Genomic DNA, 23767 nt, shown 5'->3' on the forward strand with positions numbered 1-23767 from the left:
GTCTCGATCTCGTCGCGCGGCTTGCCCTGCACGCGCAGGGGCGAGGCGATGTTCTCGTAGACGGTGAGCGAGGGGTAGTTGATGAACTGCTGGTAGACCATCGCGACCGAACGCTGGCGCACGTCGGCGCCGGTAACGTCCTTGCCGTTGACCAGCACCTTGCCCGAGGTCGGCTTGTCGAGGCCGGCGAGCAGCCGCATGATCGAGGTCTTGCCCGACAGCGTCGGCCCGAGCAGCACGTTCAGCGTTCCGCTCTCGAGCGTCAGCGAGACGTCGCGGATATGCTGGACCCCCTCGACGGTTCGGGTCACGTGATCGAGCGTCACGGTCATGAGCGTCCTCCCGCTTCCAGCAGAGGACTTTGCGGCACGGCGTGGGTCCTGATCCAGTCGTCAAGCGCAGCAATCTCATCGGCAGATAGTCGCAGGCCGAGCTTGGAACGGCGCCAGACGACGTCCTCGGCGGTCACGGCCCATTCGTTGGCCATGAGGTAGCGGACCTCGCGCTCGGTCAGCGTCGCGCCAAAGCTCTGGCCGAGATCGGCCGATGATTTGGCGTCGCCGAGCAGCTTGATGGCCTTGGTGCCATAGGCGCGCGCGAGCCGCCTGGCGTGCTCGTGGCTGAGGAAGGGATAACCGCGCTGCAGCTCGGCGATCAGGCCGTCGATGTCGGACACATTCATGTCGCCGCCGGGCAGCGGCCATTTGCCGGTCCACCCTTCCCGCGCTTTTGCGCTGCGAAGATAGGGCGCGAGCCGCTCCAGCGCTTCCTCGGCGAGGCGGCGATAGGTGGTGATCTTGCCGCCATAGATCGACAGCAGCGGCACGCCGCCGGGCGTGTCGAGCTCGAACACGTAGTCGCGCGTCGCGGCCTTGGCTTCGCTGGCGCCGTCGTCATAGAGCGGCCGCACGCCGGAATAGGTCCAGACCACGTCGTCCGGGGTCACGGGCTTTGCCAGATATTCGCTCGCCGCGGTGCAGAGATACTGGATCTCCTCCGCCGTCGCCTTCACCTTGGCGGGATCGCCGTCATAGTCGCGATCCGTGGTGCCGATCAGCGTAAAATCGTCCTGGTACGGAATCACGAAGATGATGCGGCCGTCCGCGTTCTGGAACATGTAGGCGCGGTCGTGGTCGTAGAGCTTCCTGACCACGATGTGCGAGCCCTGCACCAGGCGCACCTTGGCTTTCGCGTTGACACCGGCGCCGCGGCCGAGCACGTCCTCGACCCAGGGGCCGCCGGCGTTGACCAGAGCCTTTGCCTGGACCTGCGAGCGCTCACCGGTCAGCGTGTTGACCATGCTCACGGTCCAGAGGCCGTCGGACTGCTTGATATCCGTTGCGCGGGTGCGGGTGCGGATCTCGGCGCCCTTGTCGGCGGCATCGCGTGCATTGAGCACGACGAGGCGGGCGTCATCGACGAAACAGTCGGAGTATTCAAAGGCGCGACTGTAGCGATTCGGGATCAGCGGCTTGCCGACCTCGTCACGCCGCAGATCGACCGAGCGGGTCGCCGGCAACAGATGACGGCCGCCGATGTGATCATAAAGGAAGAGGCCGAGCCGCAGCAGCCAGGCGGGGCGCAGACCGGCGTGATGCGGCAATACGAAACGCAAGGGGCGGATGATGTGGGGCCCGATGCCCCAGAGGATCTCGCGCTCGATCAGCGCCTCGCGAACGAGGCGAAACTCGTAATATTCGAGATAGCGCAGGCCGCCATGCACCAGCTTGGTCGACCAGGACGACGTCCCGCTCGCCAAATCGTTCATTTCGCACAGGAAAACCGTGTTGCCGCGGCCCACCGCGTCGCGCGCGATGCCGCAGCCATTAACACCGCCTCCAATGATGGCGAGGTCGAAAATACGCTCCAACAGACGCATCCCCCGGCGACCGCTCGTTCCGTCGAGCGGCTACTTTCGTTTCTGATTAGATCACACCGAAAAACGAAAGCAAGACGAAAGATAGGATGAAAGGAAGTGAAAGCGAAACCTTTTCAGCGCCAATACGGCGGAGAAATCAGCGGAGAGCGGACAAGTTTTGAGGCACGGGGGGGGTGCACCGCACCGCTTCATCTGATCGGAAACTTGAATGTAGCAACATACCTACATATAATTTACCCCAACGCAGGCGAGGAGGCGCGAACGATGGTCACCACCCTGACCAGCCGAGAGTTCAATCAGGATACGAGCGGCGCCAAGAAAGCAGCATCAAAGGGGCCCGTCTTCATCACCGACCGCGGCCGTCCAGCCCATGTCCTGCTGAGCATCGAAGACTATCTGCGCCTGAGCGGTGGGCACATGAGCCTTGCCGAAGCTTTGGCACAGGCGAACGCGGACTTCGATTTCGATCCGCCTCGCATCACCGGCGGAATCTCCAGGCCAGCCGATCTCGACTGATGTTTCTGCTGGACACCAACGTCATTTCCGAACTGAGGCGGCCGGATAAGGCTGATCGCAACGTGCTTGCTTGGGCCAATACAGCGCCCGCGGCGAATTTCTTCATGTCCGCCATCTCGATTCTCGAAATTGAACTTGGCGCGCGCCTGATCGAGCGCAAAGACGCGGTGCAAGGTGCTGTCCTGCGCGCCTGGATCGACGATCACATTCTGGCCCGCTTCGAAGGGCGGATCCTGGCTATCGATACGGCCGTGGCGCAGCGTTGTGCCCAACTTCACGTTCCCAATCCGCGGGCCGAACGCGACGCCCTTATTGCAGCCACCGCGCTTGTCCACGGCCTGACCGTCGTTACGCGTAATGTGGGGGACTTTGAACCTACGGGCGTCCCGCTGCTCAATCCTTGGGACGACGTCTAAGCCCTATCTCAGCCGCACCACCGGCGCGGCTTCCGATGCGGCTTTCCATGCGGCTTCCTGGGCATCGGCCGGCACATCGTCGATGTCCGCGCCCTTGGGCATCGCCGCCATCACCTCGATGCCCTTGCTGTGGCAGATCGTGGCGAGGCGCTCGGGAAGCTCCTGGTCGGTGACGAAGGTCTGGATCTGGGTCATGTGGGCGATGCGCACCGGCGCGCTGCGGCGGAGCTTGGTGGAATCGGCAACCAGCATCACGCTGCGGGCATTGGCGATGATGGCCTGGGCCACCTGCACCTCGCGATAGTCGAAGTCGAGCAGCGCGCCCTCCTCGTCGATCGCGGACGCGCCGATGATGGCGTAGTCGACCTTGAACTGGCCGATCAGCTGCGTCGCGGTGGAGCCGACCACGGCGCCGTCGGCCCGCCGCACCGTGCCGCCGGCGACCACCACCTCGATGCGGGGATGACGGTAGAGCAGCATCGCGACGTTGAGATTGTTGGTGATGACGAGGAGATCCTCGTGCGAAGTCAGCGCGCTCGCGACCTCCTCCGTCGTGGTGCCGATATTGATGAAGAGCGAGCATCCGTTCGGGATCAGCGAGGCGGCCGCGGCTCCGATCGCCTTCTTTTCGTCGGCGGCGACGAAGCGCCTTGCCTCATAGGCAAGGTTTTCGACGCCGGAGGCGATGATGGCGCCGCCATGGATGCGGGTCAGCGATCTCCGCTCGCAGAGGTCGTTGAGATCCTTGCGGATGGTCTGCGCCGAGACTTCGAAGCGGCGCGCGAGCTCCTCGACCATGACGCGGCCCGAGGCCCGCGCGATGTTGAGGATTTCGGCTTGGCGATGGGTCAATCCGGTCACGGCAAAGGCCTCAAATCAGGAGAATGCATGGTGCTGCGGTTCGCGCCTTCGGTCAATGCGCGCGCTGATCACGGTTAACTTATGCGGCCGGTCACCACGCCATTTCTTACCAGGTCATGGTGCTCGCGAGACGCGCGAGCAGCTGCGGATCGTCGAAGGCGCTGGCGGACGCGACTGCGCCGGCTGCAACCAGGTCAGCATGGCTGAGGCTGGTCCGGACGCCGATGGTCGGAATGCCGGCCGCCGTGGCCGATTGCACGCCGGTACGGGAGTCCTCGAATGCGATCGAGGCCTCTGCGCTCGCGCCGACGAAACGCAGCCCTTCCTGATAGGGCAGCGGATGCGGCTTGCCGTGCGGCAGCTCGGCGCCGATCACGAGCGCCTTGAAACGATGAGAGATGCCGAGGCCGGAGAGCAGCAGCTCGGCATTGAAACGCGGCGCGTTGGTCACGGCGACCATGGGAATGCCGGCAGCGTCAGCCCGGTCGAGCAGCGCCATCAGGCCCGGCAGCGGCTCGATCTGCCCGGCCACGAGCGTCCGGAAGACCTCCTCCTTCTCATCGAGGATCGAGGCGCGCCGTTCCGGCGCCTCGTCAGGCAGGAATCGCTCACCGATCGCGACATTGGCGAAACCTTGCAGCTCTCTGGAGAAGCGCGCGTGATCGAAGACGTGGCCGCGAGGGCCGAGCACCTGGTTGAACGCCTTCAAGTGCAGCGGGTCGGTGTCGGCCAGCGTGCCGTCGATGTCGAACAGCAAAGCCCTACCCATCGCATCCGTTTTGGCTTCGATCATTTCCGTACTTTCCCAAATCCACGGCGCATTGATGCGCGAGACGTATCAATATGGCTTCGACCGCGCAATGACGCATGGAGATGACGACGACGTGACACTCGACAAAGCCGCGCGCGGCTGCAACACTCGCCGCAAGATCAAAAAGGAGGAAACGATGACGATGAACCGACGCGATCTGGCTCTCTCGACTCTGGCCGTCTCAGCTCTTGCCGTCTCCGCGCTTGCGCTCACGACACCGGCGCTCGCCGCTTCGGCGGACGAGGACGCCGTGGCGAAGAAGGTCGAGGCCTTCCGCCTCGCCCAGATCGCGGCCGATCCGAAGGCGCTCGGCGCACTGTGCTGGGACGACCTCAGCTACAGCCATTCCAGCGGCAAGGTCGAGGACAAGGCGACGTTCATCGCCAACGCCACCGACGGCAAGTCGAAATTCCTGTCGATCGACTACAAGGACCCCACCATCAAGGTCGTCGGTCCTGCAGCGATCGTGCGCTTCCACTGGCTGGGCGAACAGGAGATGGCAGCCGACGGGAAGAAAGTATCGACCAACCTTCACATCCTGATGAACTGGCAGAAGCAGGGCGACGAGTGGAAGCTCCTGTCGCGGGCAGCAACGAAGTTGTGATCAACGACGTCATTTTGGCTCGCGCCGAAAGGCGCGGGCCAAGGTGCGCAATTGCGCATCTGAGAATCCATTCATCGGCATTCTCTGTGGCAGATGGATTCCGGGCTCGCGCTTCGCGCGCCCCGGAATGACGCGTACGGCTCTTCGCGCCACCTTCTCCCGCAAGGGGAGAAGGAAGAAACCAGCAGTATCAAGGGCTGCAAAAAATTCCGACCACGCATTGCGTGTCAGAAATCACCAGCAGGCGCTTTACGCCGCTTCCTTCACATCACCGTTCACCAGCTTGCGCGCGGCGCGTTCGGCTTCGCGGGCGTTGCGGAAGAGCTGGCCTTCGAGACGGTTGAATCGATGGGACGAGGCAAAGAAGCAATAGCCTCCCGAAGAACGAACGACGATACCTGCGGTCTGCGAATCGACTTCGATGATGTAGCTGTCCGGCATGGTCCGTGGCTTCCTCAGTGCGGGCAAATAACGGCACTCATGCCCAAAGGTTCCCAGGCATTTTGAGGCCGTTTCCACCCCGAATCGACACGCAATTGAGTACGCCGAGACCTCATCCGTTTTATGACTGGTTCTTGACTGGTTCTTGGCGAAGCCGCCACGAGAATGACTCGCGCGCGCGACGTTAAGCAGCGCGGCACGGGTTCGCCAGATGAGGCAGAGCGTCGCGCGCGATTACGTCGCGATCGTCGTGTCGGTCGAGCGAACGGCTTGCGGGCGGCCGTGCTCGTCGATCGAGACGTAGGTGAAGTTGCCGTCGGTGACGAGGAAGGGATGCTCCTCCCCGCGGCGCAGCGCCCACGCTTCCAGATGCACGGTGAGCGAGGTGCGGCCCACGCGTACGAGATTGGCGTAGACCGACACGAGATCGCCGACGTAGACCGCCTTGCGAAAGTTCATTGCCTCGATCGCAACCGTCACGGTGCGCGACTTCGCCGCCTTTGACGCAAACACGCCGCCGCCGACATCCATCTGGCTCAGCAGCCAGCCGCCGAAGATGTCGCCATTCGCATTGGTGTCGGCGGGCATCGCCAGCGTGCGGATGCAGAGATCGCCGCTCGGCCCGGTGTCGGAGTTGATAGGGGCGTGGACGTGCGTGTCGGTCATATGGTTGATCTCCCGCGGCTCTCGGCTCTGGATACAAAGCCGCGGCGCCTTGCGCAACATCGACACGAGGCAAGCTCGCGCTATCCAATCGGCCGCGGCGACCCGACGAAGATTCCGGTATCGTTCAGTTTGCGTTGCCACTCCGCATCGTCGGCCCGCGGCGCGCGTCCGGTCGTTGCCGTTACCAACAGTTCCAGCCTGGTCCATAGCCGCAGACGGTCGCACGGATAGTTGGCCCATCCATTGATGACACAATAGCGGATGGTGTGGTCACGGTGATGACACCAATGATGCTCGGGTGAGCAGACCAGATGCAGCCGTTGCGCCATGCGCAGGAGCAGCGGGCGGACCGGCCGGTGCGCGAGATTGTGAAAGCTCATGCCAAACAGCATGCAGGTCGCGATCACGAACCAGACGATCATCAGCGCATAGGTGAGCGCGGAAACCGGAAACAACGCCGTGAGGGTGGCCGCGACTCCGACCACTGCCGCGCTCGGCGCCGCACCGAGAGACGCCTGGTCGAGGAATCCGTAGAGCAAAACGTGGCCGGGGTGGGTGTGATGCTCCCGCGTGATCGCGATGCCGCGGCCGAGCATCCCCTCGTCGAGCCAGGTGTCGACCACCCAATGCACCAGCCCTGAAAACAGGTCAGCGAGAAAATACCCGGCCAGGAGCGCCCCGATCAACCACGGCCAGCGCAATTCCACCGCGGGATAACGTCCGACGAGATAGCCTACGCAACAAAGGATCACGACGATATCGGCCCCGCAGCACAGCCGCGTGATGATGATCTCGCGCAGGGTCGCGTGCTTGAAGAACGGGATCGTCGGCATCGGCGATACTCCCCACGGGCTCCGCCACCCATGATAGCATCTTTTTACCGACGGCCCCCTATTGCAAACTGTCCCAGCCCGCATCCGGCGCGAAACGTCCGCCGAATCGCTCGGCGAGCCCGCGCAAGGTGGACACCACATTCTCCACGCCGCGCGTGCGGGCATGGTTCAAAGGACCGCCGCGGAACGGTGCATAGCCGGTACCGAAGATCATGGCGCCGTCGACCGCATCGGCGTCGTCGACGATGCCCTCGCGAAGGGCAGCAACGCAGACATTGGACATCGGCAGCACCAGGCGGTCGATCATCTGGTCGGTGACGCGTGGGCCAGTCTCGAGGAGCGGTGCCTTCTCGGCCTTGCCGTCCTTCCAGGTGTAGAAACCCTTGCCGGTCTTGCGGCCGAGCTCGCCCTTGGCGACCTTGTCGCGCAGCCACGCCGGCGTCGGCGGCAGGAAATCGCCGAACTTGGTGCGCAGCATGTCACCGACGTCGAGGCAGATGTCGAGCCCGACCTGATCGGCCAGCTCGATCGGCCCCATCGGCATGCCGAACTGCTCCGCCGCGGCGTCGATCAGCCGCTGGTCGATCTTCTCGTCCAGCATCACCATGGCTTCGAGCATGTAGGGCGTCAGCGCGCGGTTGACGAGGAAGCCCGGCGAGCTCTTCACGGGCAGCGGCAGCCGGTCGATCGCGCCGACGAAAGCGAGCGCGTCCTTCAGCACCTGCGGGTCGCTGCCGTCGTGACTGACGACCTCGACCAATTGCAGCCGAGACACCGGATTGAAGAAATGCAGGCCGACCAGCCGCTCTGGTCGCGCCAGCGTGGTGCGCAGATCCTGAAGCGGGATGCTCGACGTGTTGGTGGCAAGGATCGCGCCCGGCTTCATGCGCGGCTCGAGGCTGGCATAGACTTTCTGCTTGAGCTCGAGCTTCTCCGGCACGGCCTCGATGATCAGATCGGCGTTACGAACACCCTCCCCGTCCATGTCAGGGATGAGACGATCGAGCGCGTCGCGCACCTCGGTCGGCTTGCGGATTATCTTGCCGTAGAGTTCGGCGGCGCGCTTCACCGCGCCGGCGATCGGCTCGGCTTTCATGTCGGCCAGCGAGACGCGCAGCCCCTGCCCGGCTACCCACGCCGCGATGTCGCCGCCCATGGCGCCGGCGCCGATGACATGGACGTGCTTGATGGTGTTGCCGCTGCCGGCTGCCTTCTTCATCTGCTCGCGCAGGAAGAAGACTCGGATCAGGTTCTGGGCGGTCGGCGTCACCATCAGCTTGGCGAAGGATGCCTGCTCCGCCTTCAGCATCGCGGCCCTGCTGCCGCCATGGGTCTCCCAGAGGTCGATCAGCGCGTAAGGCGCGGGATAGTGCTCGCGGGACGCGGCCTTCGCTGCCTCCGTGCGCATGCGCCTGGCCAGGAGACCGCGCACTAAGCCGAAATTGGCCGCACGCGTGAGCAGGCCAGGCTTGACTCGTTTCAGCCGGCCGAACAGTGCATCCTTCACCGCGCCGCGGACATGCCGCTCCTGCGTCACGGTGTCGACGAGGCCGAGCGATCTGGCGCGGCGCGCGTCAATGGTGCGGCCGGTCAGCATCAGCGCCATCGACTGGGCGGGATTGACCAGCGCGGTGAAGCGCGCGGTGCCGCCGAGGCCGGGATGCAGACCGAGCATCACCTCCGGGAAGCCGAAGCGCGCGCCGTCGATGGCGATGCGCGATTGGCAGGCCAGCGCAACCTCGAGCCCACCGCCGAGGCAGAAGCCGTGGATGACAGCGACCGTCGGCAGCTTCAATGCCTCCAGATGGTCGATCACCGCATGCGCGGCGCGGATGCGCGTCTCCACCATGTCGGGATCGCTGGCACCGCGGAATTCGTTGACGTCGGCGCCCGCGATGAAGCCCGACGGTTTGGCGGAGCGGATCACGAGGCCGGCCGGGCGTTCGGTCTCGATCACCGCGAGGACGGCGTCGAACTCCTCCATCACATCCGAGGACAGTGTGTTGGCGCTGGCATTAGCGCGGTCGAACAAAAGCCAGGCGACGCCGTCTTCGTCGCGCGTCAGCTTGAAGTTTTTGTACGGACTGTCCGTCGCCGGCCTGGGCCCGAGCGCCAGGACGCGATCACCGAGCGCGGTCATGATCTTCGAGTCCATGGTCACACCGCCTCGATCAGCATGGCGCCGCCGAGCCCGCCACCGATGCACTCGGTAGCCACACCGCGCCGCGTCCCGAGCCGCTTCATCGCGTTGACGAGGTGCAGCACGATGCGGTTGCCGGAGGTGCCGACGGGATGGCCGAGCGAGATCGCACCGCCGTCGACATTCAGCCTCTCACGGTCGATCTCGCCGGCGGCGCCGTCGAGGCCCAAAATCTCGCGGCAGAACTTTTCGTCGTTCCAGGCCGCAAGACAACCGAGCACCTGGGTGGCAAAAGCCTCGTTCAGCTCCCAGGTCTCCACGTCCTTGATGGTGAGGCCGTTGCGCTGAAGCAGAGGCGTCGCTGACATCACCGGACCGAGGCCCATGATGCTGGGGTCGAGCGCGGCCCAGTTACTGTCGACGATCGCAGCCTTCGGCGTCAGCTTGTGCTTTGCGACAGCCGCGTCGGAAGCCAAAATCACCCAGGACGCGCCGTCGGTGATCTGCGAGGAATTACCGGCAGTGACCTGGCCCCAGGGGCGCTCGAACACCGGCCGGAGCTTTGCCAGCGTCTCGGCCGTGGAGTCCGGACGCACGCCATCGTCGTGGTCGAAGAACTTGCCGTCGCGAGAGAATGCGGTCTCGACCTCGCCCTTCAGATGACCCGTGCCTTGCGCATGCGCCAGCCGGCGATGGCTCTCGGCGGCATAGGCATCGGCCTCGGCGCGCGTAATGCCGAAGAGATGGCCGACGACTTCGGCGGTCTGGCCCATGTTCAGATCGGTGACGGGATCGGTCAGCCCGCGCTCGAGGCCGATGATCGGCTTCAGGTCGCGCGGGCGCAGCTTGAACGCGGCGGCGAGCTTCGCGGCGATGCCCTTGGCGGTGGCGAGGCCGGCGAACCAGCGCACGCCGGAGTTCGGCCAAACCAGCGGCGCATGACTGAGCGCTTCGGTGCCCCCGGCGAGGATCAAGTCGGCATGGCCTTCGCGGATGTAGCGGTAGGCGGTATCGATCGATTGCATGCCGGAGCCGCAATTGATCTGCACGGTGAAGGCGACCATGTCCTCGCCCATGCCGAGCCGGAGCGCGGCGACGCGCGCCGGGTTCATCTCGTCCGCGATGACGTTGACGCAGCCGAGGATGACCTGGTCGAAGCTATCAGCCGCAAACGGCTGGCGCGCCAAGAGAGGCCGTCCGCATTGCACGGCGAGATCGACCGGCGTGAACGGCCCCGGCCCCGAGCGCGCTTTCAGAAATGGTGTCCGGCTGCCGTCGACGATGAATACCGGTCGTGCCATCAGCTCGCTGCCCTCTGTTCACCGAGTTCCTGGAAGAACTGATGCACATTGACGGTTTTCTTGTAAATCGGCGACAGCGCCTCTGGCGCAAAATCGTCGACCTCGATCACTTTAGTGACGGCTTCGCGGGCCGCGGCCAGCTGCTCGCCTTCGACCTGCGTGATCACGCCTTTTGTAACAGCCTCCTTCCAGTCGCTTATGTGCGCGGCGCGCATGCGCTTGGCGATGGCATCGGTGCTTGCGACCAGCAGGAACGCGCGCTCCAGCCGGGCAAAGCCGCCGTCGTCGTCGACATGGGCGAGATCCGGCGTGAGGCGCTCGCGCGCTGCCGAGGGCTCCAGCACGATGGCAGCGCATTGGTGCACGACACGGTCGGAGGGGCCGAGCACGCGCGCGCCGAACGGCTGGACCACGAACTTGAGCAAGCCGGCGACGAAGCGGTTCGGCAGGTTTGCGAGGATTTCGGCGAACCGGTTCTCGATCGTCCTGAAGCCGGTCGCCATGCACCATTCCAGCGCCGCAAGATCTTCCTTCTGCCGGCCCTCATCCTGCCAGCGCTTCAGTGCGGCCGAGAGCAGATACAGCTCGGAGAGGATATCTCCGAAGCGCGCCGACAGCATCTCCCTGCGCTTGAGCGCGCCGCCGAGCGTCAGCAGCGCCATGTCGGCGCAGAGCGCGAAGGCCGCGGAGTAGCGCGAGAGCTGGCGGTAGAACGGCGTGGCATCGCCGGCGTCCGGCGCCATTGCGAAAGCGCCAAAGGTCCAGCTGCGGCCGAAGGCACGGAACAGGGTCCGGACACTGTGGCCGACATGCTTCCAGAACGCTTTGTCGAACGCGGTGAGCCCACGCGCGCGATCGGTATCGGCCAGCGCATTCATCTCGTCGAGCAGATAGGGATGCGCCCGGATGGCGCCCTGCCCGAACACGATGAGATTGCGGGTCAGGATGTTGGCGCCCTCGACCGTGATCCCGACCGGCACGGCGCGGTGGAGATTACCGAGATAGTTTTGCGGACCGTCGATCACGGCCTTGCCGCCATGGATGTCCATGGCGTCGTCGATCGCGGTGCGCATGCGATCGGTGGCGTGCAGCTTCATGATGCCGGAGATGACGGCGGGATGGACCCCGGCATTCAGTGCCGCGCAGGTCAGCCGCCGCGCCGCATCCAGCTGGTAGGCGGTCGCGACGATGCGCGCGAGCGGCTCCTCGACGCCTTCGAACTTGGAGATGGAGATGCCGAACTGCTCGCGGATACGGGCATAGGCACCGGTGGTGCGCGCGGCATAGGCGGCCCCCGCAGCGGAGAGCGATGGCAGCGAGATGCCGCGGCCGGCAGCGAGCGCGGTCATCAGCATCTTCCAGCCTTGCCCCAGCCGCTCCTTGCCGCCGATGACGTAGTCGAGCGGAATGAAGACGTCGCGGCCACGGTTCGGGCCGTTCTGAAACACCTGCATCGACGGCAGATGGCGATGACCGATCTCGACGCCGGGCAGATGGGTCGGGATCAGTGCCACGGTGATGCCGAGCTCCTCCTGGTCGCCCACGAGGTGGTCGGGATCATAGGCCTTGAAGGCGAGGCCCAGCAGCGTCGCGACAGGGCCGAGCGTGATGTAGCGCTTGTGCCAATTGAGCCTGAGGCCGACGACCTCGCGGTCCTCGAATGTGCCCTTGCAGATGATGCCGGTGTCGACCATCGAAGCCGCGTCGGAGCCGGCTTCCGGGCTGGTGAGGCCGAAGCAGGGAATGTCGCGGCCGTCGGCGAGGCGCGGCAGCCAGCGCTGCTGCTGCTCCTTCGTACCAAAGCGCATCAAGAGCTCGCCCGGCCCGAGCGAGTTCGGCACCATGACTGTGACGGCAGCGGCGATCGAGCGGGTCGAGATCTTGCGCACCACCTCCGAATGGGCATAGGGCGAGAAGCCGAGGCCGCCGAACTCCTTCGGAATGATCATGCCGAAGAATTTTTCGTGCTTGACGAAGTGCCAGACATCCGGCGGCAGGTCGCGCCATTCCCAGAAGATCTTCCATTCGTCGAGCATGGCGCAGAGCTCGTCGACGGGGCCATCGAGGAAGGCCCGCTCCTCGTCGGTCAGCGCGGCCTGCGGAACCTTGAGCAGCTTCGACCAATCCGGGTCTCCGGTGAACAGATCGGCATCCCACCAGACATCGCCCGCCTCCAGCGCCTCGCGTTCGGTATCGGACATCGCCGGCAGCACGCCGCGCGCCCAGGAGAAGATCGGCTTTGTGATTTTGTCGCGGCGGAAGCTCATGGCGGACCTCATGCATCGGCGCGGTTGTCGGGCATTTTAGCGGAAAGCGGCCGGCGGCGGTGAAGACTTCGCCTGCGACATTGACGCGGCCAAGCGCCCCCGGACCATAACGGCCAGGGTGCGGCGGCAGTTCCGGGAGGGGAAAATGGGGTTGTCATTCCGGGGCGCGCCTCTCGGCGCGAGCCCGGAATCCATACTCCCGATGGTGGTTATGGATTTCGGGCTCGACGCTACGCGTCGCCCCGGAATGACGGCGGAGAGAGGAGGTTCGGCCTAATCCGGCCGCACCATCTCGAACATGTTTTCCGGCTTGATCTCGAAATAATCGCCGCGGCGGCCGGCGCGGACGATCGGGCGGGCGGCGGCGGTCTGGTAGACGCCGTCCTTGATCATGGCCTTGTCGATATGGACGGCGACGACCTCGCCCAGCGTCAGCCAGGCATCGGCCTCCTTGCCGTCGGCGCCCTTGAGGCGGACGATGTCGGACACCTTGCACTCGAAGGCGACGGGGCTTTCGCCGACGCGTGGCACGTTGACGAGCTTGCCGGGTACGGCGGTGAGGCCGGCGATCTCGAATTCGTCGACCTCAGGGGCAACATGCGCGGCGGTCGCGTTCATGTGTTTGGCGAGGTCCATGGTCGCGAGATTCCAGACGAACTCGCCGGTCTGCTGGATGTTCTCGACCGAGTCCTTCCAGTTGGTGGAGGAGAAGCCGATGATCGGCGGCACGTAACAGAACGCATTGAAGAAGCTGTAGGGCGCGAGATTGGCGTGACCCTTGGTATCGCGCGAGGAGATCCAGCCGATCGGCCGCGGCGCGATGATGGCGTTGAAGGGATCATGCTTGAGGCCGTGGCCCTTGGAGGGCTCGTAGAAGTACAGGTCTTTGTCGGTCACGCGCTGCTTCTCCGCTATCCGTCATTCCGGGGCGATGCAAAGCATCGAACCCGGAATCTCGAGATTCCGGGTTCGGTTCTGCAGACCGCCCCGGAATGACGGCAATCGTGCTTATAGGAAGAAACCCGCCGCCCCGTTAGTGGCGCGGCGACAGACCCGCGATGACGAAATCGATCATCTGGTCGATGGTCGGGCCCGGCTTGGTGGCGCACTGGGCGATCATCTGGGGGTGGAAGAAGCGTATCATCGCGGTGCAGGCGCACAGCGAGGCCAGCTGGAGGTCCGGCGCCTCGAACTCGCCAGAGGCAACGCCTTGCGCGATCATCTGGCCGATCACCCCGGCAATGCACTCCATATGGGCGACGCAGACGTCCCAGTCCTCCTCCATCGCGATCGCGACCATCTCGTGCAGCTTGTTGTCGCCGACATAGCGCTCGGTGTTCATGCGATGGATGGTGGTGAGCAGCTCCCGGAAACGCTCCTTGACCGGACCGGGCCTCGCCACGATCCGCTGCGCCTCGAGCTCGACCTCGCCCATCAAGCCCTGCGCCACCGCCTGATGGATCGCCTTCTTCGATTCGAAGAAGCGATAGACGTTGGCGGGGCTCATCCTGAGCTCCTTGGCGATGTCCCCAACCGTCGTCTTCTGGTAGCCGATCTGGCGGAACAGCCGCTCGGCCACCTCGAGGATACGATCCCGGGTGTCGACTTCGATATGTTCCGAAATAAGGGCCATCAGTCAGGACTCGTTGGTCAGCAGTCTTCTCATCTATTCAGCCGCTTCGGCAAGCGGAATTGCGTGCTGGTCATCGCTCCCATGCTGCGGCGCGGCAGGCTGCTCGGGGGTACCCGCCTCATCCAGGCTCTTCCTGAACCACAGCGCGTAGAGGCCCGGCAGGTACAGCAGCGTCAGGAAGGTCGCGACGAACAGGCCGCCCATGATCGTGATCGCCATCGGGCCCCAGAAGGCCGAGCGCGACAGCGGGATCATGGCGAGGATGGCCGCGAGCGCCGTCAGCACCACCGGACGGGCGCGGCGGACGGTGGCCTCCACGATCGCCTCGCGCCGGGTCAGGCCATGGGAGACGTCGGTCTCGATCTGGTCGACCAGGATGACCGTGTTGCGCATGATCATGCCGGCGAGCGCGATCAGGCCGAGCAGCGCCACGAAGCCGAACGGCGCATTGGCGACGTTGAGCCCGAAGGAGGCGCCGACGATGCCGAGCGGCGCGGTCAGGAACACCAGAATCAGGCGCGAGAAGCTCTGCAGCTGGATCATCAGCAGCGTCAGCATCACCATGACCATCAGCGGGAAGAGGACGAAGATCGAGGCGTTGCCCTTGGCGGATTCCTCGAACGCGCCGCCCGGCTCGATGCGGTAGGCCGGCTCGAGGTGGTCCTTGATCGCCTTCAGCTTCGGCGTGATCTGGCCCGTGACGTCAGGCGCCTGCACGCCGTCGACGACGTCGGAGCGCACGGTGATGGCCATGTCGCGGTTGCGCCGCCACATGATCGGCTCCTCATGGGCATACTCGATCTTGGCGATCTGCTGCAGCGGCACGGCGACGCCGTTGCGCGAGGTGATGGTGAGATCGCCGACGCCGCCGAGGTCGAGGCGCTCGGACGGGATCGCACGCGCGACCACGCCGACCTTCTCGATGCCGTCGCGCACGGTCGTGACCTGCGAGCCCGAGATCAGCATCGCGAGCGCCTGCGATACGTCCTGCGGGGTCAGGCCCATGGCGCGGGCGCGGTCCTGGTCGACGACGAGCTTGAGGTAGGGCGACTGCTCGTTCCAGTCGAGCTGGACATCCTTGACGCTCTTGTTCTGCCGCATGACGTCGCGGACCTGGTAGGCGATCTCGCGCACCTTGTTGGCGTCGGGGCCGATCACGCGGAACTGCACGGGGAAACCGACCGGCGGGCCGAAGTTGAAGCGGTCGACGCGGACGCGCGCCTCGGACAGCATGCCGTCGGCAACCGCGTTCTCGATCTTGGCCTTGACGCGCTCGCGCCCCTCGACGCCCTTGGCGACGATGACGATCTCGGCAAAGGCCTCGTTCGGCAGCTGCGGATTGAGGCCGAGCCAGAATCGCGGCGAGCCTTGGCCGACATAGGACGTATAGGTCTCGATGTCCTTGTCGTCCTTGAGCAGCGTCTCGGCCTTCTTCACCGCCTTTTCGGTGACGTTGAAGGCGGTGCCCTCGGGCAGGCGCAGCTGGAAGAACAGCTCGGGCCGCTCCGACAGCGGGAAGAACTGCTGCTGGACATGGCCGAAGCCGACGACCGAGGCGATGAAGACGCCGACGGTCGCGACCACCACGGTGATGCGGTGATTGACGCACCATTGCACGATGGCGCGCAGGCCCCGGTACATGCGGGTCTCGTAGACCGCGTGCGGATCGTGGTTGTGATGGGCCTTCATCTCCGGCAGCAGCTTGACGCCGATATAGGGCGTGAAGATCACCGCCACGAACCAGGAGGCGACCAGCGCGATCGCCACGATCCAGAAGATGCTGCCGGCATATTCGCCGACCGCGGAATTGGCAAAGCCGATGGGGAGGAAGCCAGCGGCCGTGACCAGCGTTCCCGTGAGCATCGGAAACGCGGTAGATTCCCAGGCAAAAGACGCCGCGCGCATGCGGTCCCAGCCCTGCTCCATCTTCACCACCATCATCTCGACCGCGATGATGGCGTCGTCGACGAGCAGGCCGAGCGCGATGATCAGCGCGCCCAGCGTGATGCGGTGCAGGTCGAGCGACATCATGTTCATGACGACGAAGACGATGCCGAGCACCAACGGCACCGACAACGCGACCACGATGCCGGTGCGCCAGCCGAGGGCCAGGAACGACACGAACAGCACGATGACGAGGGCTTCCATGAAGGAGTGCACGAACTCGCCGACGGCGTGCTCGACCACCTTGGGCTGGTCGGCAATCAGCTTGACGTCGACGCCCTGCGGCACCGCCTTCATGAACTCGGCCGTCGCCTTCTCGACCTCCTTGCCGAGCTCGAGGATGTTGGCACCCTTGGCGGTGACGACGCCGATGCCGATCGCAGCCTTGCCTTCCTGACGGACGACGAAGCTGGGCGGATCGACATAGCCATGGGTTACGGTGGCGATGTCGCCGAGGCGGAACACGCGGCCGTTGCTCTCGACCGGTGTCTCGGCGACGGCCTTGGCACCGTCGAGCGCGCCGGTGACGCGCAGCGGCACGCGTTGCGAGGAGGTTTCGACCGTACCGGCCGGCGTCACGTTGTTCTGCTTGGCGAGCGAATCGAACAGCGCCTGCGGGGTGATGCCGAGGGTGGCGAGCTTGGCGTGGGAGAACTCGACGAAGATGCGCTCATCCTGGTTGCCGTAGACGTCGACCTTGGTCACGCCAGGCACCTTCAGGAGGCGCTGGCGGAATCCTTCCGAGACCTTCTTTAGCTGGGCATAGTCGGCGCCGTCGCCGGTCATCATGTAGAGGATGGAATCGACGTCGGAGAACTCGTCGTTGACGACGGGACCGAGGATGCCGGAGGGCAGCTGGCCCTGCACGTCGACCAGCTTCTTGCGCAGAAGATAGAACAGGTAAGGCACGTCCTTCGGCGGGGTAGAGTCGCGGAAGGTGACCTGGAGCGCGGTGAAGGCGGGCTTGGAATAAGTCTGCACCTTCTCGAAATAGGGCAGTTCCTGGATCTTCTTCTCGATGGGATCAGCGACCTGGGTCTGCATCTCCTGCGCGGTCGCGCCGGGCCAGATCACGGAGACGTTGACCACCTTCACCGTGAAGAACGGATCCTCGGCGCGGCCGAGCTTCTCATAGGAGAAGAAGCCGGCGACACCGAGCACGAGCATCAGGAAGAGAACCAGCGTCGGATGGCTGACGGCCCAGGCCGAAAGGTTGAAGCGCTTCATCGCTCTCTCCGAAAAGACGATCCAGTTGCCAAAAAACGACAGCCACTCTGTTCAGGCCGTCATCGCGAGGCAGCGAAGCAATCCAGGGGGCTGGGCAGATTCTGGATCGCTTCGCCGCTTCAGCCTCTGCTTAGGGACAAAGGCCGAAACTCACCTCACACGACGTAACTTACTCTCCTGTCATTCCGGGATGGCCCGAAGGACCAGACCCGGAATCTCGAGCTTCCGGGTTCGGTGCTGTCGCATCGCCCCGGAATGACGGGATCAGAACGACAGCGACGACACGATCCGCACCCGCTGGGCCGGATCGAGCTTCTGCACACCGAGGGCAACGATCTTGGCGCCCTCTTCCACACCGCCGGTGATGACGACGTCGTTGCTCTCGTAGGACTTCACCGCCACCGGCTTCAGCGTGAGCGCACCGTTGTCGTCGACGACGTAGAAGGAGGGCTTGTTGCCTTCGTTGAACAAGGCCGACAGCGGCAGCCGCGCGACGCGCTCGGTCGCGGCGTCCGACAGCGTCAGCGTCGCGGTCATGCCGAGCGCAACCTTGTCGTCGGCCTCCGGCAGCGAGAACTTTGCCAGATAAGTGCGCGTGGCCGGGTCGGCCGTCGGCGCGATCTCGCGCAGCTTGGCCGTATACTTCTTGTCCGGCTCCGACCAAAGAGTGACGCTGGCGACGCCCGACTTGGCGCGTCCGACCAGCGTCTCAGGGATCGCGACGACCGCTTCCTTTTCGGCAAAGCGGGCGACACGGATCGAAGCCTGGCCCGCGGAGACCACCTGGCCGGGCTCGATCAGCGTTGCGGTGACGACGCCTCGGGCGTCGGCAACGAGCGTCGCGTAGGAAAGGGAATTCTTGGTCAGCTCGACCGAGCGGACCGCACGATCGAGGCGCGCGCGGGCCTCATCGGCCGATGCCCGGCTCGAATCCAGCTGCGCGTCGGTGGTCCAGCCCTTGGCCTTCAGATCCTTGGCGCGCTGCTCGGCAGCGGCGGCCTGGGCCAGCACGCCGGTCGCGGCGGTCTGCTCGGCGACGGATTGCTCGGCCTGGAGCTTCAGATCGACCTCATCGAGAGTCGCGAGCGGCTGGCCGATTTCGACGGTCTGGCCGACCTCGACGAGGCGCTTGGCGACCTTGCCGGCGACGCGGAAGCCGAGATCGCTCTCGATCCGGGGCCTGACCGTGCCGACGAAGCTGCGCTCGGGGGTTTCGGCACCATAATGCGCGGTTGCGACCAGAACCGGCCGCGGCGGCTCGGCTTTCTCGGCGACGGTGTCATTGCACCCGGCAAGGCTAGCCGCCATCAGGGCCAACGACACACCTGCCAACAGCCTGGAATAGCTCGACAAAACCGACCGGACGAACATCGAAGGACACTCCTGCATCTTCAATGAGAGGAATGTCGACTAATCACTGATAAAAGTCAATAATCGTCAGTCATCAGGAATGCGTGATCGTTAAGGGGCGGTGAGGTTTGAGAGGGGTTGTCAGGAAGGTGAAATTTTAGGGCGGGCTGAGGCTCACAGCCCGGGTCCGGCGCCTCAGGCTGGGCACCGTGGGGTGGGCAAAGGCGCGCTAGCGCCGTGCCCACGACCTGTTTGGGTCGGAGAGAGGTGGTGGGCACGCTTCCGCTTTGCCCGCCCTACGGAACCGTTTGCTCTATTCCTTCTGCTCGGCGAACTCGTGCTTGCTGTCGTGGCCACCGACGAACACCAGGATGCCGGCGATCAGGGGCAGCACAGCGAGCACCAGCAAGCCGGTCGAGGTCTGGCCGGTGGCTTCCTTGACCCAGCCGATCAGGTATGGCCCGCCGAAGCCGGCGAGGTTGCCGATCGAGTTGATCAGGGCGATGGCGCCGGCGGCAGCAGTGCCGGAGAGCCAGGCGGTCGGCAGGGTCCAGAACACACCAAAGCAGCAGAACACGCCGATCGCGGCGACCGTCAGCACCACCATCGTCATGGTGGGATCGGTGAGGTAGCTGGAGACGGCGAGCGCGACGGCAGTGAGCAGCAGCGGCGCGCCGACATGCTTCACGCGCTCGCGCGTCGCATCGGAGTGACGCGCCCACAGGATCATGGCGATGGTGCCGAACAGATACGGGATCGCGGTGACGAAGCCGGTCTGCGCGTTGGTCAGCCCGAACGCCTTGACGATCTGCGGCAGCCAGAACTGCATGCCGTAGAGCGCACCGACGAAGCCGAAATAGATCAGGCTGAGCGCGATCACCTTGGGCGAAGACAGCGCCTCTCCGAGCGAGAAATGCTTCACCGCCTGCTTAGCGGCGATTTCCGAATCGAGCTTCGCCTTCAGCCACGCCTTCTGCTCGGCCGACAGCCAATCCGCCTTCTCCGGCTTGTCGGTGAGATAGAACCAGGTGACGATGCCGAGCAGCACCGAGGGAATGCCCTCGATGATGAAGAGCCACTGCCAGCCCTTCAGGCCCATCGCACCGTCGAGCCCGAGCAGCAGGCCCGAGATTGGCGCACCGATCACGGTCGACACCGGCACGGCGATGGCGAAGGCCGCAAGGAAGCGGGCGCGATATTCGGCCGGATACCAATAGGTGAGATAGAGGATGATGCCCGGGAAGAAGCCGGCCTCGGCGACGCCGAGCAGGAAGCGCAGGACGTAGAAGCTCGTGACGCCGCTGACGAGCGCCATCAGGGCGGAGATGATGCCCCAGGTCACCATGATGCGGGCGATCCAGCGGCTGGCGCCGAACTTCTCCAGCGCGAGATTGCTCGGGACCTCGAAGATGAAATAGCCGAAGAAGAAGATGCCGGCGCCCCAGGAGAAGATCAGCGGCGTGAACTTCAGCTCGGCGTTCATGGTCAGCGCGGCGAAACCGAGATTGACGCGGTCGAGATAGGAGAAGAAGTAGGCCAGCACCAGGAACGGGATCAGGCGCCAGGAGATGGCGCGGATCGTCGAGGTCTCGATTTCCGACTTGTTAAAGTTCTTGGCCGCGCCGGCGGAACCGGCATAGGTCGTGGTCTGGCTCATGGCTTCCCCCAGGGTTGTTGCTTTTATGGGCTGGTTGCGGTTTTCAGCATCGCGGCCAAAGAGTCAATGGAGCGAGCAATGCACGGGACGCAGCCGGATAAACCTGTTGCGCTGTTAGAGACATCGCTGACCCGCGCCGCCCTCGCGCTCGCGGTGATCGTCTGCGGGCTGTCGCTGCGCTGGTACGGCTTTCCGCTCGGCCTGCCCGCGTTCGTCGTGAAGTATGGCGGCTCGCTGTTGTGGGCCACGATGGTGTTCTTGCTGGGAGGAGTTTTGCTACCGCGGCTGACGCGGACACAGATTGCAGCCATCGCAGCGGTGATCGCGGTCGTGGTGGAATTCTCCCGGCTGGTGCATCCGCCCTGGCTCGATGCGTTCCGGCTGACGACGGCCGGCGCGCTGTTGCTCGGGCGCATCTTCTCGCTGTGGAATTTGGTGGCGTATGCGGTTGGGATTGAGTTCGGCGTCTGGATCGATCGGCTGGTTCAGCTGCGTAGGGTGGGTTAGCCGAAGGCGTAACCCGCCACCGGAAACTGAAATGGTGGATTACGCTTCGCTAATCCACCCTACGAGACCGGCGCCGCGCCGATCAGCGTTCACTCCGACAATTGAAACCGCTCGAAGCGATCGAGCTCGTCCTCGATCTTTTGCTTGAGCTCCTTGCGCCCCGCCGTCTTCTTGCCCTGCCCGACCCAGGTCCATTTCTGCATCAGCAGCTTCTTTGCCTGCCGGTCGGTCTTCAGATCGAGCGCGGCGACGATCTCGTCGCCGACCAGCACCGGCAGCGCAAAATAGCCGAGCTTGCGTTTGGCTTTCGGCACATAGGCCTCGAACAGGTGGTTGTAGCCGAAGATGAGGCTGGTGCGCTTGCGCTGGATGATCAGCGGGTCGAACGGCGAGAGGATGTGGACGAGATCAGGCGAGACTACCTCACCGTTCGCCTCGAGCGTGGTCGGCGCCGCCCAATGCTCCTGCTTGCCGGCGCCGTCGATCACAACAGGCACGAGCTCGCCGCGGCGGACGCGGGAGGCGATCAGGCCGGCCACCGCCTTCTTGCGCGGCGCGTCGAGGTGGCAGATCGAACCCAGACTCACCACGCCCTGCGACCGCAGCGCGCGGTCGAGCAGATAGGTCGTAATCTCCCTGGCTGAGGCTGGCCTGGGCAGTGTGTCCCAGCCGAAATGCCGCGTCATCAGCTCGTAGGTCTTGAGCATGCCCTGCCGCTCGCTGATGGTCACGGCGCCGGTATAGAAGGCGAGCTGCAACGCCCGCTTCGAAGGCTTGCGGCTCTGCCACAGATGCTCCTTCTCGGTGAGCACGTCGTCCTCGATGTCGCGGATCGTCAGCGGCCCGGCGCGCACCAGCCGCATCACCTTGCGCGTGTCGGCCGGCTTCACCGAGGCGAACCATTTGTGTCCTTCGCGGCGGTGCTCGCGCATCGCCGGCAGGAAGAAGCGGAAGTCGCCGGCGGGTACGTAGGAAAGCGCGTGCGTCCAATACTCGAACACGCTTCTGTCGACGCTCTGGGCGTGGCGCAAATCGGCGCGCCGGTAGGACGGGATACGGCTGAACAGGATGTGGTGATGGCAGCGCTCGATGACGTTGATGGTGTCGATCTGCACATAGCCGAGATGAGCGACCGCGTCCGCGACGGCCTGAGCTCCGTCGCCGAACGGTGCGCGCTCATCCAGCCGCTGCGCATGCAGCCAGATCTGCCGGGCCTGTGTCGTGGTGAGGTGGAGCGGTTTTGGCGCGCGTGACATTGCGGGGAGGAATGTAGCGGGATTCGCGCCAAGAAAAAGAAGAAGAAAAAGAAGACCTCGAGGCAGCAGTCAAAAAAACCGCGCTGCCATCTGCTGACAGCGCGGCCGGATGGTGGCGCGCCTCGCGCCTACTTCATCGTCATCGCCTTCTGCGACTTCATGTAGTGCATGCAGGCGCTCTTCATCTTGCCGTTGCTCATGTCCGTGTTGGCCCTGGCCATTTCCTTGTTCGCCGCCATCTTGGCCGGCGTGTCGGGCGTGCCGCCCATCATGGCTGCGGATTTCATCATGTTGTCCTTGGTGCACGCCATCATCGCGGCAGATGCGGGGGACAGCGAAAGGGTAAACGCGACAAAGGCTGCAGACGTGAGCAAGATCTTCATCGAAAAGTCTCCTCCGTAAAACAAAACCGGCGTCATGCCGGCCTTCGCAATTACGTATTCTCTCGCGCTGACGTTTCGCGGAGAAGACAATTTTCTTGCTGCAGTGCGAAGGCGGAGGGCCTAGCGGCCATCCTTCGGGGTCTTGGGCCGGTCCCCGAGGCTTCCGGTGGCGACATCCGGCTCGCACAGGGCCTTGCCGCGCCCCTCCGCCTGGCAGCGATAGACGCTGCCGGTGAGGCGGTCGACCAGCCACACGTTCTCGTCGGTCGGCGCTTCGAGTCCGACATAGCGGGAGGTCAGCCCGGTGATCAGCGTCGACAGCAGGATGGCCACCGCGATCATGGCCGCACCGATATAGATGGACATTGAGCTCAGGGACACTGTCCGATCCGGCGGGCCGCTGCGATTGAAGTAGTCACGCTGATAGTCACTTGGCCTCGGCACTGGACGGAACTCGGCTCCTTCATTCGGAGATTGGCGGGGACAACGTCCTGCTAGGCGCGCATCTGGCCGATTTCTTGTTCACGGCCGGGCCGTGCGGCGACGGCTTTGCGACGATCGGTGTGCACCGCCGCCGAGTCTGCCGGCCCTCGCCAGCGCCGGAACCCTTGGTCAGCCACCTCCCACGGTACGGAGGGGAATGAGCATGCGCTCGCAAGGTGATTCCAATCACACCGGGGATTGCCGCTGCTTGAACCCACGCCGCGGCGCGTGCGACGACTGCTATTGGTCCGATCGGCCCTTGTCCCCGGGGCCATCGCGAAACGTGCCGGTTCGATGCCCGAAACACCCGGAATGAGCTAGGATGGGCCCGGAACCGGCTGTAGCCACCGTGACCAAGATCACATCAGGACCTTTGAACCTGCCTTATGCTCGCAGCATCAAATCGCTATCAGGCGTAACAGCGAGGATACGACAATGACCCGTTTTGATAAGTTCTTTGGACTGAAGGCGATAGCTCTTTCCGCCGCGCTGTCGATGACGGCGGGCCTGGCTGTAGCCGGTGACAACAATGTCTCCACAGGCCAGATCCTGGATGCACTGAAGCCGAAGCCGGCGACCCGTGGCCTGTCCG

21 protein-coding genes and 2 pseudogenes are annotated in these 23767 nt (G+C 64.5%); 5 read left to right on the forward strand and 18 right to left on the reverse strand.

The annotated features are described in order from the left end of the window. A partial coding sequence (locus IC66_RS0116350; RefSeq protein WP_038948340.1) for an ATP-binding cassette domain-containing protein occupies nucleotides 1–332 on the reverse strand: 332 nt, incomplete at its 3' end. Continuing rightward, entirely contained in the window at nucleotides 329–1879 is a 1551-nt protein-coding gene (glpD, locus tag IC66_RS0116355; protein WP_028141740.1) for a glycerol-3-phosphate dehydrogenase, read from the reverse strand. The genes glpD and IC66_RS0116350, both read right to left, overlap by 4 nt. 264 nt (nucleotides 1880–2143) lie before the next feature. Here glpD and IC66_RS0116360 point away from each other — a divergent pair, with 264 nt between their 5' ends. Continuing rightward, nucleotides 2144–2395 carry a type II toxin-antitoxin system Phd/YefM family antitoxin gene (locus tag IC66_RS0116360; protein WP_028141741.1) on the forward strand — a complete coding sequence of 84 codons (252 nt, stop codon included), beginning with the start codon at nucleotides 2144–2146 and terminating at the stop codon, nucleotides 2393–2395. Next, nucleotides 2395–2811 carry a type II toxin-antitoxin system VapC family toxin gene (locus IC66_RS0116365; RefSeq protein ID WP_038948341.1) on the forward strand — a complete coding sequence of 139 codons (417 nt, stop codon included), beginning with the start codon at nucleotides 2395–2397 and terminating at the stop codon, nucleotides 2809–2811. Before IC66_RS0116360 ends, IC66_RS0116365 begins: the two co-directional genes overlap by 1 nt. Before the next feature lie 3 nt (nucleotides 2812–2814). Here IC66_RS0116365 and IC66_RS0116370 read toward each other — a convergent pair whose 3' ends face one another. Next, complete coding sequence (locus tag IC66_RS0116370; protein ID WP_038948342.1) at nucleotides 2815–3672, reverse strand: DeoR/GlpR family DNA-binding transcription regulator; 858 nt, start codon at nucleotides 3670–3672, stop codon at nucleotides 2815–2817. 106 nt (nucleotides 3673–3778) lie between these two features. Continuing rightward, a complete protein-coding gene (locus IC66_RS0116375) occupies nucleotides 3779–4465 on the reverse strand; it encodes an HAD family hydrolase (protein WP_038948343.1) in 687 nt (228 codons plus the stop codon). 154 nt (nucleotides 4466–4619) lie between these two features. Between IC66_RS0116375 and IC66_RS0116380 the strand changes: the two genes are divergently transcribed. Further along, nucleotides 4620–5087 carry a nuclear transport factor 2 family protein gene (locus IC66_RS0116380; RefSeq protein WP_028141745.1) on the forward strand — a complete coding sequence of 156 codons (468 nt, stop codon included), beginning with the start codon at nucleotides 4620–4622 and terminating at the stop codon, nucleotides 5085–5087. 249 nt (nucleotides 5088–5336) lie between these two features. Here the strand turns inward: IC66_RS0116380 and IC66_RS0116385 are convergent, their stop codons facing one another. The 11 genes and pseudogenes from IC66_RS0116385 to IC66_RS0116440 form a co-directional block, all read right to left on the reverse strand. Continuing rightward, nucleotides 5337–5528, reverse strand: coding sequence for a hypothetical protein (locus IC66_RS0116385; RefSeq protein WP_018645288.1), 192 nt, complete (start codon nucleotides 5526–5528; stop codon nucleotides 5337–5339). A gap of 234 nt (nucleotides 5529–5762) precedes the next feature. Then, nucleotides 5763–6194: an acyl-CoA thioesterase gene (locus IC66_RS0116390; protein ID WP_028141746.1), complete on the reverse strand. Its 432-nt coding sequence runs from the start codon at nucleotides 6192–6194 to the stop codon at nucleotides 5763–5765. A gap of 209 nt (nucleotides 6195–6403) precedes the next feature. Then, a pseudogene (locus tag IC66_RS0116395) lies at nucleotides 6404–7192 on the reverse strand (fatty acid desaturase CarF family protein); the annotation flags it as partial. Continuing rightward, nucleotides 7086–9182, reverse strand: coding sequence for a 3-hydroxyacyl-CoA dehydrogenase NAD-binding domain-containing protein (locus tag IC66_RS0116400; protein ID WP_038948344.1), 2097 nt, complete (start codon nucleotides 9180–9182; stop codon nucleotides 7086–7088). The pseudogene IC66_RS0116395 and the gene IC66_RS0116400, both read right to left, overlap by 107 nt. A gap of 2 nt (nucleotides 9183–9184) precedes the next feature. After that, nucleotides 9185–10468, reverse strand: a complete 1284-nt coding sequence (locus tag IC66_RS0116405) for an acetyl-CoA C-acetyltransferase (protein WP_038948346.1) — start codon at nucleotides 10466–10468, stop codon at nucleotides 9185–9187. Next, nucleotides 10468–12735 (reverse strand): acyl-CoA dehydrogenase, encoded by a 2268-nt coding sequence (locus IC66_RS0116410; RefSeq protein ID WP_038948347.1) that lies wholly within the window; start codon nucleotides 12733–12735, stop codon nucleotides 10468–10470. Before IC66_RS0116410 ends, IC66_RS0116405 begins: the two co-directional genes overlap by 1 nt. A gap of 273 nt (nucleotides 12736–13008) precedes the next feature. Further along, nucleotides 13009–13632 carry a flavin reductase family protein gene (locus IC66_RS0116420; RefSeq protein ID WP_038948348.1) on the reverse strand — a complete coding sequence of 208 codons (624 nt, stop codon included), beginning with the start codon at nucleotides 13630–13632 and terminating at the stop codon, nucleotides 13009–13011. Between the two features lie 136 nt (nucleotides 13633–13768). Further along, complete coding sequence (locus IC66_RS0116425; protein WP_018323253.1) at nucleotides 13769–14368, reverse strand: TetR/AcrR family transcriptional regulator; 600 nt, start codon at nucleotides 14366–14368, stop codon at nucleotides 13769–13771. A gap of 33 nt (nucleotides 14369–14401) precedes the next feature. Then, the gene (locus IC66_RS0116430) at nucleotides 14402–17539 is read right to left on the reverse strand and encodes an efflux RND transporter permease subunit (RefSeq protein WP_038948349.1); all 3138 of its coding nucleotides are present in this window, start codon (nucleotides 17537–17539) and stop codon (nucleotides 14402–14404) included. Between the two features lie 264 nt (nucleotides 17540–17803). After that, nucleotides 17804–18910 carry an efflux RND transporter periplasmic adaptor subunit gene (locus tag IC66_RS0116435; RefSeq protein WP_038948350.1) on the reverse strand — a complete coding sequence of 369 codons (1107 nt, stop codon included), beginning with the start codon at nucleotides 18908–18910 and terminating at the stop codon, nucleotides 17804–17806. A 292-nt stretch (nucleotides 18911–19202) separates the two neighbouring features. After that, on the reverse strand, nucleotides 19203–20546 hold the full coding sequence (locus IC66_RS0116440; RefSeq protein ID WP_038948351.1) for an MFS transporter: 1344 nt from the start codon (nucleotides 20544–20546) through the stop codon (nucleotides 19203–19205). 78 nt (nucleotides 20547–20624) lie between these two features. Here IC66_RS0116440 and IC66_RS0116445 point away from each other — a divergent pair, with 78 nt between their 5' ends. Then, nucleotides 20625–21053, forward strand: coding sequence for a DUF2809 domain-containing protein (locus IC66_RS0116445; RefSeq protein ID WP_049801743.1), 429 nt, complete (start codon nucleotides 20625–20627; stop codon nucleotides 21051–21053). An 89-nt stretch (nucleotides 21054–21142) separates the two neighbouring features. On the opposite strand, the gene IC66_RS0116450 is transcribed toward IC66_RS0116445, so the two are convergent. From IC66_RS0116450 to IC66_RS0116460, 3 genes are all read right to left on the reverse strand, one after another. After that, on the reverse strand, nucleotides 21143–22309 hold the full coding sequence (locus tag IC66_RS0116450) for a winged helix-turn-helix domain-containing protein (RefSeq protein ID WP_038948352.1): 1167 nt from the start codon (nucleotides 22307–22309) through the stop codon (nucleotides 21143–21145). A gap of 128 nt (nucleotides 22310–22437) precedes the next feature. After that, complete coding sequence (locus IC66_RS0116455; protein ID WP_038948354.1) at nucleotides 22438–22692, reverse strand: hypothetical protein; 255 nt, start codon at nucleotides 22690–22692, stop codon at nucleotides 22438–22440. A gap of 120 nt (nucleotides 22693–22812) precedes the next feature. Then, complete coding sequence (locus IC66_RS0116460) at nucleotides 22813–23058, reverse strand: hypothetical protein (RefSeq protein ID WP_038948355.1); 246 nt, start codon at nucleotides 23056–23058, stop codon at nucleotides 22813–22815. 552 nt (nucleotides 23059–23610) lie between these two features. Between IC66_RS0116460 and IC66_RS49095 the strand changes: the two are divergent. Next, nucleotides 23611–23767 (forward strand): annotated as a pseudogene (locus tag IC66_RS49095) (OmpA family protein); the annotation flags it as partial.

This window comes from Bradyrhizobium genomosp. III (genome assembly GCF_000261705.1).
Taxonomy (GTDB): Bacteria; Pseudomonadota; Alphaproteobacteria; order Rhizobiales; family Xanthobacteraceae; genus Bradyrhizobium; species Bradyrhizobium ottawaense.

What these genes read in the sequence shown, in the direction of transcription:
- IC66_RS0116405 (WP_038948346.1), bottom strand. Translation starts at nt 10,468, where the DNA reads ATGGCACGACCGGTATTCATCGTCGACGGCAGCCGGACACCATTTCTG.
- IC66_RS0116455 (WP_038948354.1), bottom strand. Translation starts at nt 22,692, where the DNA reads ATGAAGATCTTGCTCACGTCTGCAGCCTTTGTCGCGTTTACCCTTTCG.
- IC66_RS0116375 (WP_038948343.1), bottom strand. Translation starts at nt 4,465, where the DNA reads ATGATCGAAGCCAAAACGGATGCGATGGGTAGGGCTTTGCTGTTCGAC.
- IC66_RS0116360 (WP_028141741.1), top strand. Translation starts at nt 2,144, where the DNA reads ATGGTCACCACCCTGACCAGCCGAGAGTTCAATCAGGATACGAGCGGC.
- IC66_RS0116435 (WP_038948350.1), bottom strand. Translation starts at nt 18,910, where the DNA reads ATGTTCGTCCGGTCGGTTTTGTCGAGCTATTCCAGGCTGTTGGCAGGT.
- IC66_RS0116380 (WP_028141745.1), top strand. Translation starts at nt 4,620, where the DNA reads ATGACGATGAACCGACGCGATCTGGCTCTCTCGACTCTGGCCGTCTCA.
- IC66_RS0116385 (WP_018645288.1), bottom strand. Translation starts at nt 5,528, where the DNA reads ATGCCGGACAGCTACATCATCGAAGTCGATTCGCAGACCGCAGGTATC.
- IC66_RS0116460 (WP_038948355.1), bottom strand. Translation starts at nt 23,058, where the DNA reads ATGTCCATCTATATCGGTGCGGCCATGATCGCGGTGGCCATCCTGCTG.
- IC66_RS0116430 (WP_038948349.1), bottom strand. Translation starts at nt 17,539, where the DNA reads ATGAAGCGCTTCAACCTTTCGGCCTGGGCCGTCAGCCATCCGACGCTG.
- IC66_RS0116445 (WP_049801743.1), top strand. Translation starts at nt 20,625, where the DNA reads ATGCACGGGACGCAGCCGGATAAACCTGTTGCGCTGTTAGAGACATCG.
- IC66_RS0116410 (WP_038948347.1), bottom strand. Translation starts at nt 12,735, where the DNA reads ATGAGCTTCCGCCGCGACAAAATCACAAAGCCGATCTTCTCCTGGGCG.
- IC66_RS0116390 (WP_028141746.1), bottom strand. Translation starts at nt 6,194, where the DNA reads ATGACCGACACGCACGTCCACGCCCCTATCAACTCCGACACCGGGCCG.
- IC66_RS0116440 (WP_038948351.1), bottom strand. Translation starts at nt 20,546, where the DNA reads ATGAGCCAGACCACGACCTATGCCGGTTCCGCCGGCGCGGCCAAGAAC.
- glpD (WP_028141740.1), bottom strand. Translation starts at nt 1,879, where the DNA reads ATGCGTCTGTTGGAGCGTATTTTCGACCTCGCCATCATTGGAGGCGGT.
- IC66_RS0116365 (WP_038948341.1), top strand. Translation starts at nt 2,395, where the DNA reads ATGTTTCTGCTGGACACCAACGTCATTTCCGAACTGAGGCGGCCGGAT.
- IC66_RS0116425 (WP_018323253.1), bottom strand. Translation starts at nt 14,368, where the DNA reads ATGGCCCTTATTTCGGAACATATCGAAGTCGACACCCGGGATCGTATC.
- IC66_RS0116450 (WP_038948352.1), bottom strand. Translation starts at nt 22,309, where the DNA reads ATGTCACGCGCGCCAAAACCGCTCCACCTCACCACGACACAGGCCCGG.
- IC66_RS0116400 (WP_038948344.1), bottom strand. Translation starts at nt 9,182, where the DNA reads ATGGACTCGAAGATCATGACCGCGCTCGGTGATCGCGTCCTGGCGCTC.